Origin of the sequence: Rhizobacter sp., assembly GCF_032229685.1 — a bacterium.
Lineage (GTDB): Bacteria > Pseudomonadota > Gammaproteobacteria > Burkholderiales > Burkholderiaceae_C > LMDS01.
On sequence record NZ_JAVTWP010000016.1, the window covers coordinates 1 to 13132 of the forward strand.

The 13132-nt window shown below is 68.3% G+C and carries 10 protein-coding genes and 1 pseudogene; 4 read left to right on the plus strand and 7 right to left on the minus strand.

The genetic code is table 11. From position 1 onward, the window contains the following. Together AC30PD_RS07745 and AC30PD_RS07750 are read right to left on the minus strand one after the other, a co-directional pair. Positions 1 to 797, minus strand: a 797-nt coding sequence (locus AC30PD_RS07745) for a DUF72 domain-containing protein (RefSeq protein WP_489535074.1), incomplete at its 3' end; no start/stop codon positions are given. A 19-nt stretch (positions 798 to 816) separates the two neighbouring features. Beyond that, complete coding sequence (locus AC30PD_RS07750; protein ID WP_489535075.1) at positions 817 to 2523, minus strand: hypothetical protein; 1707 nt, start codon at positions 2521 to 2523, stop codon at positions 817 to 819. A 167-nt stretch (positions 2524 to 2690) separates the two neighbouring features. On the opposite strand from AC30PD_RS07750, the gene AC30PD_RS07755 reads away from it, so the two are divergent. After that, on the plus strand, positions 2691 to 2894 hold the full coding sequence (locus tag AC30PD_RS07755) for a hypothetical protein (protein WP_489535076.1): 204 nt from the start codon (positions 2691 to 2693) through the stop codon (positions 2892 to 2894). A 6-nt stretch (positions 2895 to 2900) separates the two neighbouring features. Here the strand turns inward: AC30PD_RS07755 and AC30PD_RS07760 are convergent. After that, positions 2901 to 4712, minus strand: a pseudogene (locus tag AC30PD_RS07760) (carboxyl transferase domain-containing protein); the annotation flags it as partial. 148 nt (positions 4713 to 4860) lie between these two features. On the opposite strand from AC30PD_RS07760, the gene AC30PD_RS07765 reads away from it, so the two are divergent. Further along, complete coding sequence (locus tag AC30PD_RS07765) at positions 4861 to 6795, plus strand: M61 family metallopeptidase (RefSeq protein ID WP_489535077.1); 1935 nt, start codon at positions 4861 to 4863, stop codon at positions 6793 to 6795. A gap of 6 nt (positions 6796 to 6801) precedes the next feature. Here AC30PD_RS07765 and AC30PD_RS07770 read toward each other — a convergent pair whose 3' ends face one another. From AC30PD_RS07770 to AC30PD_RS07785, 4 genes are all read right to left on the minus strand, one after another. Then, positions 6802 to 8067 carry a D-amino acid dehydrogenase gene (locus AC30PD_RS07770; protein WP_489535078.1) on the minus strand — a complete coding sequence of 422 codons (1266 nt, stop codon included), beginning with the start codon at positions 8065 to 8067 and terminating at the stop codon, positions 6802 to 6804. A 99-nt stretch (positions 8068 to 8166) separates the two neighbouring features. Further along, positions 8167 to 8805, minus strand: coding sequence for a hypothetical protein (locus AC30PD_RS07775; RefSeq protein ID WP_489535079.1), 639 nt, complete (start codon positions 8803 to 8805; stop codon positions 8167 to 8169). A 104-nt stretch (positions 8806 to 8909) separates the two neighbouring features. After that, the gene (locus AC30PD_RS07780) at positions 8910 to 9674 is read right to left on the minus strand and encodes a hypothetical protein (protein WP_489535080.1); all 765 of its coding nucleotides are present in this window, start codon (positions 9672 to 9674) and stop codon (positions 8910 to 8912) included. 66 nt (positions 9675 to 9740) lie between these two features. Continuing rightward, on the minus strand, positions 9741 to 9983 hold the full coding sequence (locus AC30PD_RS07785; protein ID WP_489535081.1) for a hypothetical protein: 243 nt from the start codon (positions 9981 to 9983) through the stop codon (positions 9741 to 9743). A gap of 219 nt (positions 9984 to 10202) precedes the next feature. Between AC30PD_RS07785 and AC30PD_RS07790 the strand changes: the two genes are divergently transcribed. Both AC30PD_RS07790 and AC30PD_RS07795 read left to right on the plus strand, forming a co-directional pair. Then, positions 10203 to 11702 carry an AMP nucleosidase gene (locus tag AC30PD_RS07790; RefSeq protein WP_489535082.1) on the plus strand — a complete coding sequence of 500 codons (1500 nt, stop codon included), beginning with the start codon at positions 10203 to 10205 and terminating at the stop codon, positions 11700 to 11702. A gap of 132 nt (positions 11703 to 11834) precedes the next feature. Continuing rightward, positions 11835 to 13132 (plus strand): GTP-binding protein (locus AC30PD_RS07795; protein ID WP_489535083.1); only part of this gene is annotated, 1298 nt, incomplete at its 3' end.

Sequence of the window (13132 nt, forward strand, 5' to 3'; positions counted from 1 at the left end):
CCCAGGCGCTGCAACAAGGCCATGGCCGCGGCCGGTGCCTTCTCTTTCGCGCCGCTGATGAAAAACAGGAACACGTCGCGCGGCGCCGCGGCGGGCGGCGCAGCCTCGAGACGTGGCAAGCCGTCGGGCTCGCCGCCACCACGCCAGCGCCGCGCACAGGCCGCCAACGCGTCCAGCACCTTCGGCTCGACACCCGCGGCGTGGACGGGCTCGGTGCGCATCAGCCGCGCGTACAGAAAATCACCGGTGAGGTCGGCGAACGACGGGTAGTCGTCGGAATCGGTGAACACGGTGGCGCAGCGGTACTGCCGGGCCAGTGCGAGGTAATCGCGGCTCTTGAAGCTCTCGTGCCGCACGTCGAGCACATGGCGCAAAGGCAGGCCGCCGATGCTGGCGGGCAGCAGCTTCAGAAAGGCCTCGAAGTCGGCCGGCTCGAAACGTTTGGTCGGCGCGAACTGCCACACGATCGGCCCGAGCTTGTGGCGCAATTCGGTGATGCCGCTCTCGACGAAGCGCTGCACCGAGTCGCCGGCTTCGGCAAGCACGCGCCGGTTGGTGGCGTAGCGGATCGCTTTGAGCGAGAACATGAAATCGTCGGGCGTTTCGTCGAACCACTTCCTGAAACTGGCCGGCTTCTGCGAAGAGTAGTAAGTGCCGTTGACTTCGATCGCGCTGAGTTGGGTGCTCGCGTATTCGAGCTCGCGGTGGTGCGCCAGGCCGGCGGGGTAGAAGTTGTCGCGCCAGGGCTCGAAGGTCCAGCCGCCGACGCCGACACGGATGCGGGGTTCCTGGCTCATGCGCACTTCTCCTGTGCTGTCATCGGTCGCCGCGGCGCCACACGCCGGCCAGCGCCTTGCATTTCATCCACACCGACAAGCGCTCGTCGGAGAGCGCGTCCAGAAAGTCCGACAAGCCCTTCGACTTGGCCATCGTGTAGAACGTGAGCGCGGTCGTGACTAGGAAGACGATGCCGAAGATCACGAGCTTGCGCGCCGGCGAAGCCTCGGCCTCGGCCAGCAGGTTCATGCCGAGGAAGCCGGTCGTCACCGTGCCGATCAGGCCGAGGATCGTCACCACGGTCAGCCGCACCACGGTGTTGGCCTGGCGGCGCAGGCTGTCGGCGTCGAGGTAGCCGTTCATGTCGGCCACGCGCTCTTTGACCTCTTCGTAGAGCGGGTCGAGCCCCAGGTGCTGCGAGCACAGGTGGAACAGCGCGCGCACCTGTGCCTGCTCCGAGACCTCGTGGAACCAGTAGCGGTGCGTGAAGCGCAGAAAGCCTTCGAAGCTGGCGCGGATCAGGCGCTTGAAGCGCCGCACGCTGGCCGCGTCGCCCACGTCCAGGTCTTTCAGCGCTTCGACGAGCCGGTCCGACGACATCAGCAGCGCCGCCTTTTGGAAGTGCGCGATCATGAACAGCAAAAAGTGCTGATGCCTGAACTGCGCCAGCACACCGCGGTCGCGGCAGCCGTAGTACTGCGCGCGGGCGTCGCCGACGACGATCAGCGAATGGCCGCTGCAGATGTAGCGGGTGTTGGGCGCACTGCCGGCGTTGGCCCAGAAACGGTCGTAGCAATAGCGCTGCTCGAAGTCGGCGAGGTGGTCTTCGGCATAGGGCAAGGCGCTGCCGTCGCGGATGCCGGCGTTGTCGCCACCGCCCGAGCCGGTGACGAGACCGAGGCGGATGAAGTCGTTGCGGCTCAGCGCGCGCGGGTCGTCGAGCGCCAGGTAGCCCATCATCGGCATGCGGTAGTACTCGATCTGGCGGAAACGCAAGGCGCCAGGCTCGTCGGAATGGTCGCTCACCAGCGGCTGGAGCATGAAAGCCCAGTGCGCGGCGATGCGCGGCGCGCGGTGCTCGGCCACGTGGGCGAGAAAGCTGTCACGCTGCTGCGCGTCGGAGCTGGCGAGCACCTCGCCCGCGGCGCCCAGCCACTCGACGCTGGCCATCGTGTGCAGCGCCAGGCCGTTCGCGTCCCAGCCGGCCGGGTAGCCGCGGCCGAAGCGGTAGAGCTGCTCCTGCGCCTGCGCCAGCGTGAGGTCGTTGGCGGCGACCTCGACGTTGAGCAGGACCACGTCGACGTCGAAGAAGAAGTACAGGTCGACATGCACGATGTCGAGGGTGACCGGCGCGTCTCCGGGCCGCGCGACCACTCGAACTTGGTGCACGTCGTGTCGGCGGAACACCCGCATCGGCGCGTCGGAATCGTGCCCGGCCGAGTCGCGCCGCGAGCGGCCGTCGCCATAAAGGAAGCGCTGCACGTAGGGCAGAAAGGTCACGAACTCGTTGTAGTGGCGTTCGTGGAAGCTCGCCTTGTCGCCCGTGAATTCGTCCACGACTTCACGCCAGGGCGACGCCGCACCGAGGTCACGCAGCACTTGCCAGGGCGTGCGGTGGCTGGCACCGCTGGGGCCGGGCGTGGGCATCAGGCGCAGCGGCCAGAGCAGCACCTGGCGCAGGTGCTTCACGCTCACGTCAGCGCTGGCGTGCAAGGCGGCGGCCGGGTCTGCGGAAGCGCGGTTCATGCCCCCAGTGTAGGCAAGCGGCGAAACCATGCCTTACAACACGCACAGGCAAAGTCTTACAGCGCTTCGCCCGTTTTGACGATGGCACGGCGTGCCACATGCGCGCACCATTCGCTTCACGGCAGTTCGCATGTCGCTGAACGCCGGGTCCAACAGGGAGCCGTGTCATGGGCAACGATGCAGACTGGGTCGAAGACGTGCGGCGCTGGTGCCTCGCAGGTTCGCCTGCCATGCGTGCAAAGCCCGCAGCGGCGAACGCCGAACCCGAATCGACCGATTTCGCCTCGCTCGGCTACGAAGCGGCGCACCCGGCCTTGCAGGCACGCCACTGGCCGGAAGCGCCGGTCAGCAATTTCGTCGACCTGCGCTGAGCGTTTTCACCAAGGGTCGATGCCGCCACTGCGCTGCGCGCCGACCCGGGCCGAAGCGAGGCCCGCCGACAGCCAGCTCCGGGTTTGCGCCGGGTCGATGACCGCGTCGACTTCCAGGCTCGCAGCCACGTTGATCGCCTTGCCTTTCGCGTATTGCGCGTCGACGAACCTGCCGTACAGCGCATCACGCGCCGCGCCCTCGGGCACAGCCTCGAGTTCCTTGCGGTAGCCCAGCCGCACGGCCCCTTCCAGCCCCATCGCCCCGAACTCGCCGCTCGGCCAAGCCACGGTGAACACCGGCTCGTGAAAGCCGCCACCGGCCATCGCCATCGCGCCCAGGCCGTAACCCTTGCGCAAGACGACCGAGAAATACGGCACCCGCAGGTGCGCTGCCGCCACGAACAGGCGGCTCACGTGCCGCACCTGGCCGAGCGCTTCGATCTCGGGGCCGACCATGAACCCTGGCGTGTCGACCAACGAGACCAGCGGCAGGCCATGCGTGTTGCACAGCTGCATGAAACGCGCGGCCTTGTCGGCGGCATCGGCATCGATGGCACCGCCAAGATGGCTCGGGTTGCTGGCCAGCAGGCCGACCGGCCGGCCTTCGATGCGCATCAGCGCCGTGAAGATGCCGGCGCCGAAGCCGGCACGCAACTCCAGCAACGAGCCGGTGTCGGCCACCAGTTGCATCACTTCACGCATGTCGTAGACACGCACGCGGTTCTCGGGCAGCACGCTGCGCAAGGCGTCGGTGTCGCCGGCCGCCCACTGCGTGACGCGGCCCTGAAAGTAGCCGAGGTACTGCTTGGCCGCCGCCACCGCCTGCGCTTCGTCGTCGACCAGCACATCGATCACGCCATTGCGTGACTGCACGTCGCTCGGGCCGATCTGCTCGGGTTTGTAGACACCCAGACCGCCGCCTTCCACCATGGCCGGCCCGCCCATGCCGATGTTGCTGCCCTTGGTGGCGATGATCACGTCGCTGCAGCCGAGCAGGGCCGCGTTGCCGGCGAAGCAGCGGCCGGCGACGATGCCGACCACCGGCACCTGCCCGCTCAGGCGCGCGTAGCTCGCGAAGCTGGGCACGTGCAGGCCGGCCACCGTGGTGCTGTCGGTGTCGCCCGGCCGGCCGCCGCCACCTTCGGCGAACAACACGACCGGCAGCTTCTGCTGCAGCGCCACGCCGAGCAGGCGATCGGTCTTGGCGTGGTTGCGCTGGCCCTGCGTGCCGGCCAGCACGGTCGCGTCGTAGGCCATCACGACGCAGCGTGACACCTCGGCACCGAACAGAGCGCCGTTGACACTTCCGATGCCGGTGACCATGCCATCGGCGGGCGTATTCTTCACCAGGTCGTCGAGCGTGCGCCGGCTCGTCTGAGCGGCATACGCGAGCGCACCGTATTCGATGAAGCTGCCTGCATCGACCAGGTCGTTCACGTTCTCGCGCGCCGTGCGCAGGCCGAGCGCATGGCGTTTGGCCACGGCCTCGGGGCGCGCGGCGTCGAGCGTGAGGGCGTGGCGGGCCAGCACTTCCTGCAGGTCGGCGCGCTGCGAGGGGTTCTTCGTTTCGGCTTGGCTCGGCGCCACGCTCTCGGCAGGCGGCGCGAGTGTGGCCGGGCCGAGCTGCAGCAGCAGGTCGCCTTCGGCCACCAGTTCGCCGGCACGCGCCGCCACCGCCTGCACCGTGCCATCGGCGGCCGCGCGGATCTCGTGCTCCATCTTCATGGCCTCGAGGATCAGCAGCGTCTGCCCGGCCCGCACGGCCTGGCCCGGCGCCACCATCACTTCGACGACGGTGCAGGCCATGGGTGCGTGGATCTTGTCGTGCTGCGGCATTCGGGGCGTCTCCGGTTTGCGCAAACTGTAGCCTCGCCCGCCGCTGCGTCGCTGACACCTGCGCGTCACCGCCGCGGCCGGTTCGCTGCGACACGGTATCGTCGCGGCTTCGAAATTTGTGAGCACCCTCATGAAAGTCTTCGCAATCGCCGGCGTTACCGCGCTGGCGTTCGCCCTGGTCACGGGCTGCGCCACCGCGCAAACCGCGTCACAGCGCCCACGAACCGTTCCGCCCATCGGCACGACCGCCTACCCCGGCACCCTCACCCTCCAGATCGACGCCACCGACCTCGACCGAAAGATCTTCCGCGTGAAAGAAAGCGTGCCCGTCAAGGCCGGCCCGCTGACGCTGCTGTACCCGCAATGGCTGCCCGGCGAGCACGCGCCGAACGGCCCGATCGGCCAGTTCGCCGGCCTGCGCATCAGCGCGAACGGGCAGATGCTGGCGTGGCGGCGTGACCCGCTCAACATCTACGCGTTCCACCTCGACGTGCCCGTCAACGTGGCCCGCATCGAGCTGGAGTTCCAGTTCCTGTCGCCGCACGGTCGTGGTGAAGAACGGGTCGTGATGACACGCGAGATGCTCGGCCTGCAATGGCGCTCGGCGCTGCTCTACCCTGCGGGCCACCCGGTGACCGACATATCGGTGCAGGCCAGCCTGCGCCTGCCCGAAGGCTGGGGCCACGCCAGCGCGCTCGACGTCGAGCGCCAGAGCGGCGCGGTGCTCGACTTCAAGGCCGTGAGCGTCGACAAGCTGGTCGACTCGCCGGTGTTCGCCGGCCGCCACATGAAACGCTTCGATCTCGACCCTGAAGGCGCGGCCGCCGGCCGCACGCGGGTGTTCCTGAACGTGATGGCCGACAAGGCCAGCGAGCTCGACGCCAAGCCCGAGCACCTGGCCGCACACCAGGCCATCGTGACGCAGGCCGACCGCCTGTTCGGCGCGCGCCACTTCGGGCGCTACGAGTTCCTGCTCGCGCTCAGCGACGAGTTCGGCGGCATTGGCCTCGAACACCACGAATCGAGCGAGAACGGCGTCGGCCTGGGCTACTTCACCGAATGGGCCCGGCGCGCCGGTGCCCGCGAACTGCTGCCGCACGAGTACGCGCACTCGTGGAACGGCAAGTTCCGCCGCCCGGCCGACCTGCTGACGGCCAACTTCAACACGCCGATGCAGGACAGCCTGCTGTGGATGTACGAAGGCCAGACGCAGTACTGGGGCGAGGTGCTGGCGGCTCGCGCGGGCATGCGCAGCCTGGTCGAGACGCGCGACGCCTTCGCCATGCACGCCGCCCAGCTCGATGCCCAAAGCGGCCGCCGCTGGCGCAACCTGCAAGACACAACCAACGAGCGCATCGTCGAAGAAACCCACAGCGGCAGCCCGTGGCGCGACTGGCAGCGCGGCGACGACTACTACGCCGAGATGCTGCTGGTCTGGCTCGAAGCCGACATGCTGATCCGCGACCTTTCCGGAGGCGCACGTTCGCTCGATGACTTCGCGCGCAACTTCTTCGGCACGGAGCCGGGCCGCATCGCCCCGCTGACCTACACGTTCGAGACGGTGGTCGCGGAGCTGAACCGCGTGCAGCCGAACGACTGGGCGGCTTTCCTGCGCCAGCGACTCGACACGCATGGGCCGGGCGCACCGCTGGACGGGCTCGAGCGTAGCGGCTGGAAGTTGGGCTGGGTCGAGCAGCCGAGCGACATGTTCAAGGGTTACGAGGCCTACCGCGAGTCCGACGACTTCGGCTACTCGATCGGCTTCAGCGTCGGCAAGAACGGCAAGCTGCGCGGCGTGCGCTGGGGCGGCCCGGCGTTCGAGGCTGGGCTCTCGTCGGCCGTGACGCTCGTGGCGGTGAACGGGCGCGCCTACAAGGCCGAGGTGCTGAAAGAAGCGCTCACGGCAGCCAAGGCCGACAAGGCGCCGATCCAGTTGCTGGTGCGCGAGGGCGAGTTGTTCCGCACCGTGCCGATCGCCTACAGCGGCGGCCTGCGTTACCCGACGCTGCTGCGCATCGAAGGCGTGGAAGACCGCTTGTCGGTGTTGCTCGCACCCAAACCCTGAAACCCCTCAGGCGTAGGCGTTCGGGTAGCGGTCGACCGTGAGCCCGCTCATGTCGATCCCCGGCTTCTTGCCCGAGATCACATCGGCGATCACGCGGCCGGTGCCGGCGGCCATGGTCCAGCCGAGCGTGCCGTGGCCGGTGGCCAGAAACAGGTTCGGCAGGCGCGTAGCGCCGACGACCGGCGTGCCGTCGGGCGTCATCGGGCGCAGGCCGCACCAGAACTCGGCCCGCGACACGTCACCGCCATGCGGGAACAGGTCGGTCACGACGTGCTCGAGCGTCTGGCGGCGCGCCTCGTGCAGCTTCAGCGTGTAACCCGCCAGCTCGGCCGTGCCGCCGACGCGGATGCGGTCGCCCAGGCGCGTCACGGCGACCTTGTGGCTCTCGTCCATCACCGTCGATTCGGGCGCCCCGCTCGCGTCGGTGATCGGCACGGTGATCGAGTAACCCTTGACCGGGTACACCGGGATGCGGATGCCGGCGTTCTTCAGCATCAGCGGTGAATAACTGCCGAGTGCCACGAGGTAGGCGTCGGCCTTCAGCGTGCCGGCGTCGGTGGCAACACCGTCGATCTGCTTGCCGGCCAGTTGCAGGCGCTGGATGCGCGTGCCGTAGCGGAACTGCACCCCCTGCTTCGCCGCCATCGCGGCCAGGTTCTGCGTGAACTTGAAGCAGTCGCCGGTTTCGTCGCCCGGCAGGAGCAGGCCACCGACGAACTTTTCCTGCACGTGCGCGAGGGCCGGTTCGTGACGGATAAAGCCAGCCCGGTCGAGCAGTTCGAACCCCACGCCGTAGCGCTTCAGGATCTCGATGTCGGCGGCCGTGCCGTCGAGTTGCGACTGCGTGCGAAAGAGCTGCAGCGTGCCCTGCGTGCGCTCGTCGTAGCGGATGCCGGTCTGCGCGCGCAGCTCTTTCAGGCAGTCGCGGCTGTATTCCGCCAGCCGCACCATGCGGCCCTTGTTCACCTCGTAGCGCGCCGCCGTGCAGTTGCGCAACATCGCGATGCCCCAGCGCACCAGGTTGAGGTCGATGTTGGGGCGGATCACCAGCGGGCGGTGCTGCATCAGCAGCCACTTGATCGCCTTGATCGGCACGCCCGGGCCGGCCCAGGGCGCCGAGTAACCCGGCGAGACCTCACCGGCGTTGCCATAGCTCGTCTCGAGCGCGGCGGCCGGCTGGCGGTCGACCACCGTCACGTCGTGGCCGGCCAGTGCGAGCTGGTACGCGCAAGACACGCCGATCACACCACTGCCGAGAACGAGCACCTTCATCTGTGAACTCCGTGCGCCACGCAGGCCGGGTGCCCAGTGTAGGGGGCGGCAGCAGCACGACTTGCACGTTCCGCGCCACGCGGGCGGCGGTTGGGCCGGTCAGGGGCTGATCGACCCCATTTGCATGCTGCCGAACATGGCCTGCACCGGCCGGTTTTCTGGCAACACGTAGACCACGCCGCGCTGCCGGCCCAGCGTGGGTGCGACGACGCTTTCGTAGAACACGACCGGCACCACGATGCAGCCGAACGAGATGCGGTTGTCGTCGCTGGCCGGCGAGGCGAGTCGATCGGCTCGCCGCTCGTGGGCCGGCGCGGGGCGCAGGCGGTGGATCGCCAGCGAGGCGTCGTAGTCGACCCAGACGATGTCTTCGCCCTTGTCGTTGTGGCCGGGTTGCGAGGCAAAACGCCCTGCGGGCGTGGTGCGCTCGGCCGGGCCCAGGCTGGCCGGGCTGCGGTAGGCAACGCCTGGAGCGGAAAAATCGCCCGGCGCCAGGCCCAGCAGTGCCGCCGTGGCGCCGATCAGGCGGCCGTCGGAGCGAAAGACGTAGAGCCTTGCATCACGCTTGTCGACGACCGCGAAGGGGCGGCCCTGGTGGTCAGCCCCGGCCAGCACCCAGTCGGCCGCATAGCGTGCGTCGTCACTCGCGGGTTCGCCCATGAAGTCGGCGGCCGCGAAGCACAGGGTTTGACAACCCAGCAGCGCAGCAAGCAGCAGACTTCGAACTCGACGACCCATCGCGACAATCCTTCGCCGGCTTCGAGGAAGCGGCGGAGCGGATTGTCGCGTCGGTCGGCCCGGCCGCCGGGATTTCCCCCGGCGATTCCCGGCATTCGCTCACGTCAGAGGCTGGCCGAGATCGGCGAACTCGCTGTCTTGGGCGCTCGCGTGCCGGCAAACACCTCGTGCACGGCACGGGTCTCGGGCAAAACGTAGACGACACCGCGCCCCTGGCCCAGGGCCGGCTCGACCACACGCTCGAAGAACGCGACCGGCACGTTGATGCAGCCATAGGAAATGCGGCGCTCCGCCGGGTCGTTGGAAGCCAGGCGTTCGAGCCGCCGCTCCTTGGGGTCGATCGGCCGCACGCGGTGCATCGACACCGCCGCGTCGTAGTCGACCCAGACCACGTTCTCGCCCGACGCGTTGCGCCCCGGCGAGCTGACGAAGCGGCCGGCGGGCGTGGTGCGCTCTTCGGGCCGCACCTGCGCGATCGGCCGCTCGCCGATGCCGGCGACCGAATCGTCGCCCGGCGCCGCGCCGAGCAACACCGGGCTGGCGTCGACGAGCCGGCCCTGCGCGTCGAACACGAATATCTTCGCGTCGCGTTTGTCGAGGATGACGAAGGGCAGGCGCTGGTTGTCTCGCGATGCCTTGACCCAGTCTGCAACGAGGCGTGCGTCACTGGACGCTGCGTGCGACTGGAAGTCGACCGGCATCGATGCATTCAAGGCGGCTTGCGCCGAACTCGGTGACGTGGCCGCCGACCACCGGCCGGAGGCCGCAGGCGGCAAGGTCAGCACCAGCACGGCCGCACCGAGCAGAGCGCCCTGCCGAAGGCTGGCGCCGAGCCCGTGGGCTGTGGCGACGAGAGCGCCGATGTTCATGGTGTTCCGATGTGACGACGACCGGCCGGCCATGACGGCGCCGGCCGGTCGAAGCTCACGCGTTCGTCAGTTGCGGTCTGCCTTCGGCGCCGGCTCGGTGGCCATGCCGCTGTCGGCCGGGGCCGGCGAGGTGGCGGGGGCGCTCATCGTGTCCTGGGCAGGGGCCATGGGCGCCGGTGCGATCTCGGTGTTGGGCGTGGTGGCGCCAGGTGCTGCCGGCTCGGTCGCGGTTTGTGCATACGCGAAACCGACGCTGCCGACGATGGCGGCTGCGGCGACGAGGGAGGTGAGGGTCTTGGATGCGTTCATCGTGGATCTCCTTGGATGTGAAGGCCGTTGAAGATGGCCGGGTTTCAGGCAAGTGACCGGCCGGATGACCAGTTGGTGCAACCTTAGGAGTCGGCGCGGCCCGCCGCGGTCGGCAAGCGGGTGGCGTGCCTGTAGGACAAGCGAGGTCACGAAATGCAACCGCTGCGGCCAGGGGTCACACGAGGCAGAGGAAAATGCGCCACGGACTCAAGGAACCCCATGTCGCTAGCGCCTGCCTACATCGCCCCCGCCCAATTCGACGATCCCACTGCCGCGCTCGCCCAGGTGCGCGCCATCTACGACGGCAGCATCCAGCATCTGCGCGACGCGCTGCAGGCCTTCGTGGCCGGCGACGACAGCCTCGGCCGGGTGCGCGCCTGTTACCCCTTCGTGCGCGTGCACACCGACACCGTGGCGCGCGCCGACTCGCGCCTGAGCTACGGTTTCGTGGCCGGGCCGGGCACCTTCGAGACCACGCTGACGCGGCCCGATCTGTTCGGCAACTACTACCTCGAACAATTCCGCCTGCTGTTGAAGAACCACCACGTGTCGCTCGAGATCGGCACCAGCACACAGCCGATCCCGGTGCACTTTTCGTTCGCCGAGAACGACCACATCGAGGGCTCGCTCTCGGCCGAACGGCGCCTCTTGATGCGCGACCGCTTCGACCTGCCCGACCTGAACGCGATGGACGACGGCATCGCCAACGGCACCTTCGAAGCCGCACCCGGCGCGGCGCTGCCGCTTTCGCTGTTCACGGCGCCGCGCGTCGACTACTCGCTGCAGCGCCTGCGCCACTACAGCGGCACGGCGCCGCACCACTTCCAGAATTTCGTGCTGTTCACGAACTACCAGTTCTACATCGACGAGTTCGTGCGGCTCGGCCACGAGACCATGGGTTCTTCGGCCCGCGCGCAGGACTACACCGCCTTCGTCGAACCCGGCAACGTGGTCACGCGCCGAGCCGGCCTGCCGGCCGAGGCCGGCGACGAACTCGGCGCGCCGCCGCCGCGCCTGCCGCAGATGCCGGCCTACCACCTGGTACGCGGCGACAACAGCGGCATCACGATGGTCAACATCGGCGTCGGCCCGGCCAACGCCAAGACCATCACCGACCACATCGCGGTGCTGCGGCCACACGCCTGGGTGATGCTCGGCCACTGCGCCGGCCTGCGCAACACGCAGCACCTGGGCGACTACGTGTTGGCGCACGGTTACGTGCGCGAAGACCACGTGCTCGACGAAGAGCTGCCGCTGTGGGTGCCGATCCCGGCGCTGGCCGAAGTGCAGGTGGCGCTCGAAAAAGCGGTCGAAGAGATCACCCAGCTCAAGGGTTACGAGCTCAAGCGCATCATGCGCACCGGCACGGTGGCGAGCACCGACAACCGCAACTGGGAACTGCTGCCATCGCAGCACGCCGCCAGCACGCCCGAGCGGCGTTTCAGCCAGAGCCGTGCGATCGCGCTCGACATGGAAAGCGCCACCATCGCCGCCAACGGCTTTCGCTTTCGCGTGCCCTATGGCACCTTGCTGTGCGTGAGCGACAAACCGCTGCACGGCGAGATCAAGCTGCCCGGCATGGCCAACCATTTCTACCGCGAGCGGGTCGACCAGCATTTGCGCATCGGCATCCGTGCGATCGAGCTGCTGCGCGAAGCAGGCGTCGACCAGCTGCACAGCCGCAAGCTGCGGAGCTTCGCGGAGGTGGCGTTCCAGTAGCGCCCAGAGCGAAGGGCGAGGGGTCCCCAGCGCCCCGAAATCGCCCCGATTGCCCTGGCCGCCGCGATCCCGTACCCTGAGGTGGCCAATGGCAACCCCGGCGCGGGTGCAGCGCCACAAGGAGAGAAGACCATGTCCTCGTCACCTTCGGCCCCGCACCTTGCCGTGCACAACATCCGCAGTGTCGCCTTCGTGGGGCAGACCGGCTCGGGCAAGACCAGTCTCGTCGAGGCGCTGCTGTGCAAGGCCGGCGCGATCGGTGCGCCCGGCAGCCTGGAACGTGGCACCACGGTCTGCGATTTCGACCCGATGGAGCGCCGCGCCCAGCATTCGTTGAACTCGGCCGTGGTGCACCTCACGCACCGCGACACCCGCATCCACCTGATCGACACGCCGGGCTACCCCGACTTCGTGGGCCAGTCGATGACGGCGCTCGAAGCGGTGGAGACCGCGGCGGTGGTGATCAACGCCAGCACCGGCATCGAGATGATGAGCGCGCGCATGATGGAATGGGCGCTCAAGCGGCGTCTGTGCCGCCTGATCATCGTCAACAAGATCGACGCGGCCGGGGTCGACCTGCCCGCGCTGGTGCAGCAGATCCAGGCCACCTTCGGCAAGGAATGCCTGCCGCTGAACCTGCCGGCAGCCGGCGGCAGCAAGGTGGTCGACTGTTTCTTCAACCCGCTGGGAACGGCCGATTTTTCGAACGTGGAAGCGGCGCACCGCGCGCTCGTGGAGCAGGTGGTCGAGGTCGACCCGGAATTCGTCGAGCGTTACCTGAACGAAGGTGATGTCGACCCGCACGAGCTGCACGCGCCGCTCGAAGAAGCGCTGCGCCAGGGCCACCTGATCCCGATCTGTTTTGTCTCGGCACGCAATGGCGCCGGTGTGGCCGAACTGCTCGACGTGATGGAAGCCTTGCTGCCCAACGCCGCCGAAGGAAACCCGCCTCAATTCATGAAAGGCGAAGGCGCAGAAGAGAAGCCGCTGCACGCCGTGCCCGACCCGTCGCTGCACGTGATCGCGCACGTCTTCAAGGTCACGGTCGACCCCTACGTGGGCAAGATGGGCGTGTTCCGCATCCACCAGGGCACGGTCACGCGCGACAGCCAGCTCTACATCGGCGACGGGCGCAAGCCCTTCAAAGTGGGCCACCTGTTCATGCTGCAGGGCAAAGAACACGTGGAGGTGTCGCGTGGCTTGCCCGGCGACATCTGCGCCGTGGCCAAGGTCGACGAGATGCACTTCGACGCCGTCTTGCACGACGCGGCCGAAGACGACCACCTGTACCTGTTGCCGCTCGACTTCCCGGTGCCGGTGCATGGCCTGGCGATCGAGCCGAAGCGGCGCGGCGACGAACAGCGCATGTGGGAGAACCTGCAGAAGCTCATCGACGAAGACCCATGCCTGAAGGTCGAGCACGTGATCGC

What these genes read in the sequence shown, in the direction of transcription:
- AC30PD_RS07755 (WP_489535076.1), top strand. Translation starts at nt 2,691, where the DNA reads ATGGGCAACGATGCAGACTGGGTCGAAGACGTGCGGCGCTGGTGCCTC.
- AC30PD_RS07790 (WP_489535082.1), top strand. Translation starts at nt 10,203, where the DNA reads ATGTCGCTAGCGCCTGCCTACATCGCCCCCGCCCAATTCGACGATCCC.
- AC30PD_RS07765 (WP_489535077.1), top strand. Translation starts at nt 4,861, where the DNA reads ATGAAAGTCTTCGCAATCGCCGGCGTTACCGCGCTGGCGTTCGCCCTG.
- AC30PD_RS07750 (WP_489535075.1), bottom strand. Translation starts at nt 2,523, where the DNA reads ATGAACCGCGCTTCCGCAGACCCGGCCGCCGCCTTGCACGCCAGCGCT.
- AC30PD_RS07780 (WP_489535080.1), bottom strand. Translation starts at nt 9,674, where the DNA reads ATGAACATCGGCGCTCTCGTCGCCACAGCCCACGGGCTCGGCGCCAGC.
- AC30PD_RS07775 (WP_489535079.1), bottom strand. Translation starts at nt 8,805, where the DNA reads ATGGGTCGTCGAGTTCGAAGTCTGCTGCTTGCTGCGCTGCTGGGTTGT.
- AC30PD_RS07770 (WP_489535078.1), bottom strand. Translation starts at nt 8,067, where the DNA reads ATGAAGGTGCTCGTTCTCGGCAGTGGTGTGATCGGCGTGTCTTGCGCG.
- AC30PD_RS07785 (WP_489535081.1), bottom strand. Translation starts at nt 9,983, where the DNA reads ATGAACGCATCCAAGACCCTCACCTCCCTCGTCGCCGCAGCCGCCATC.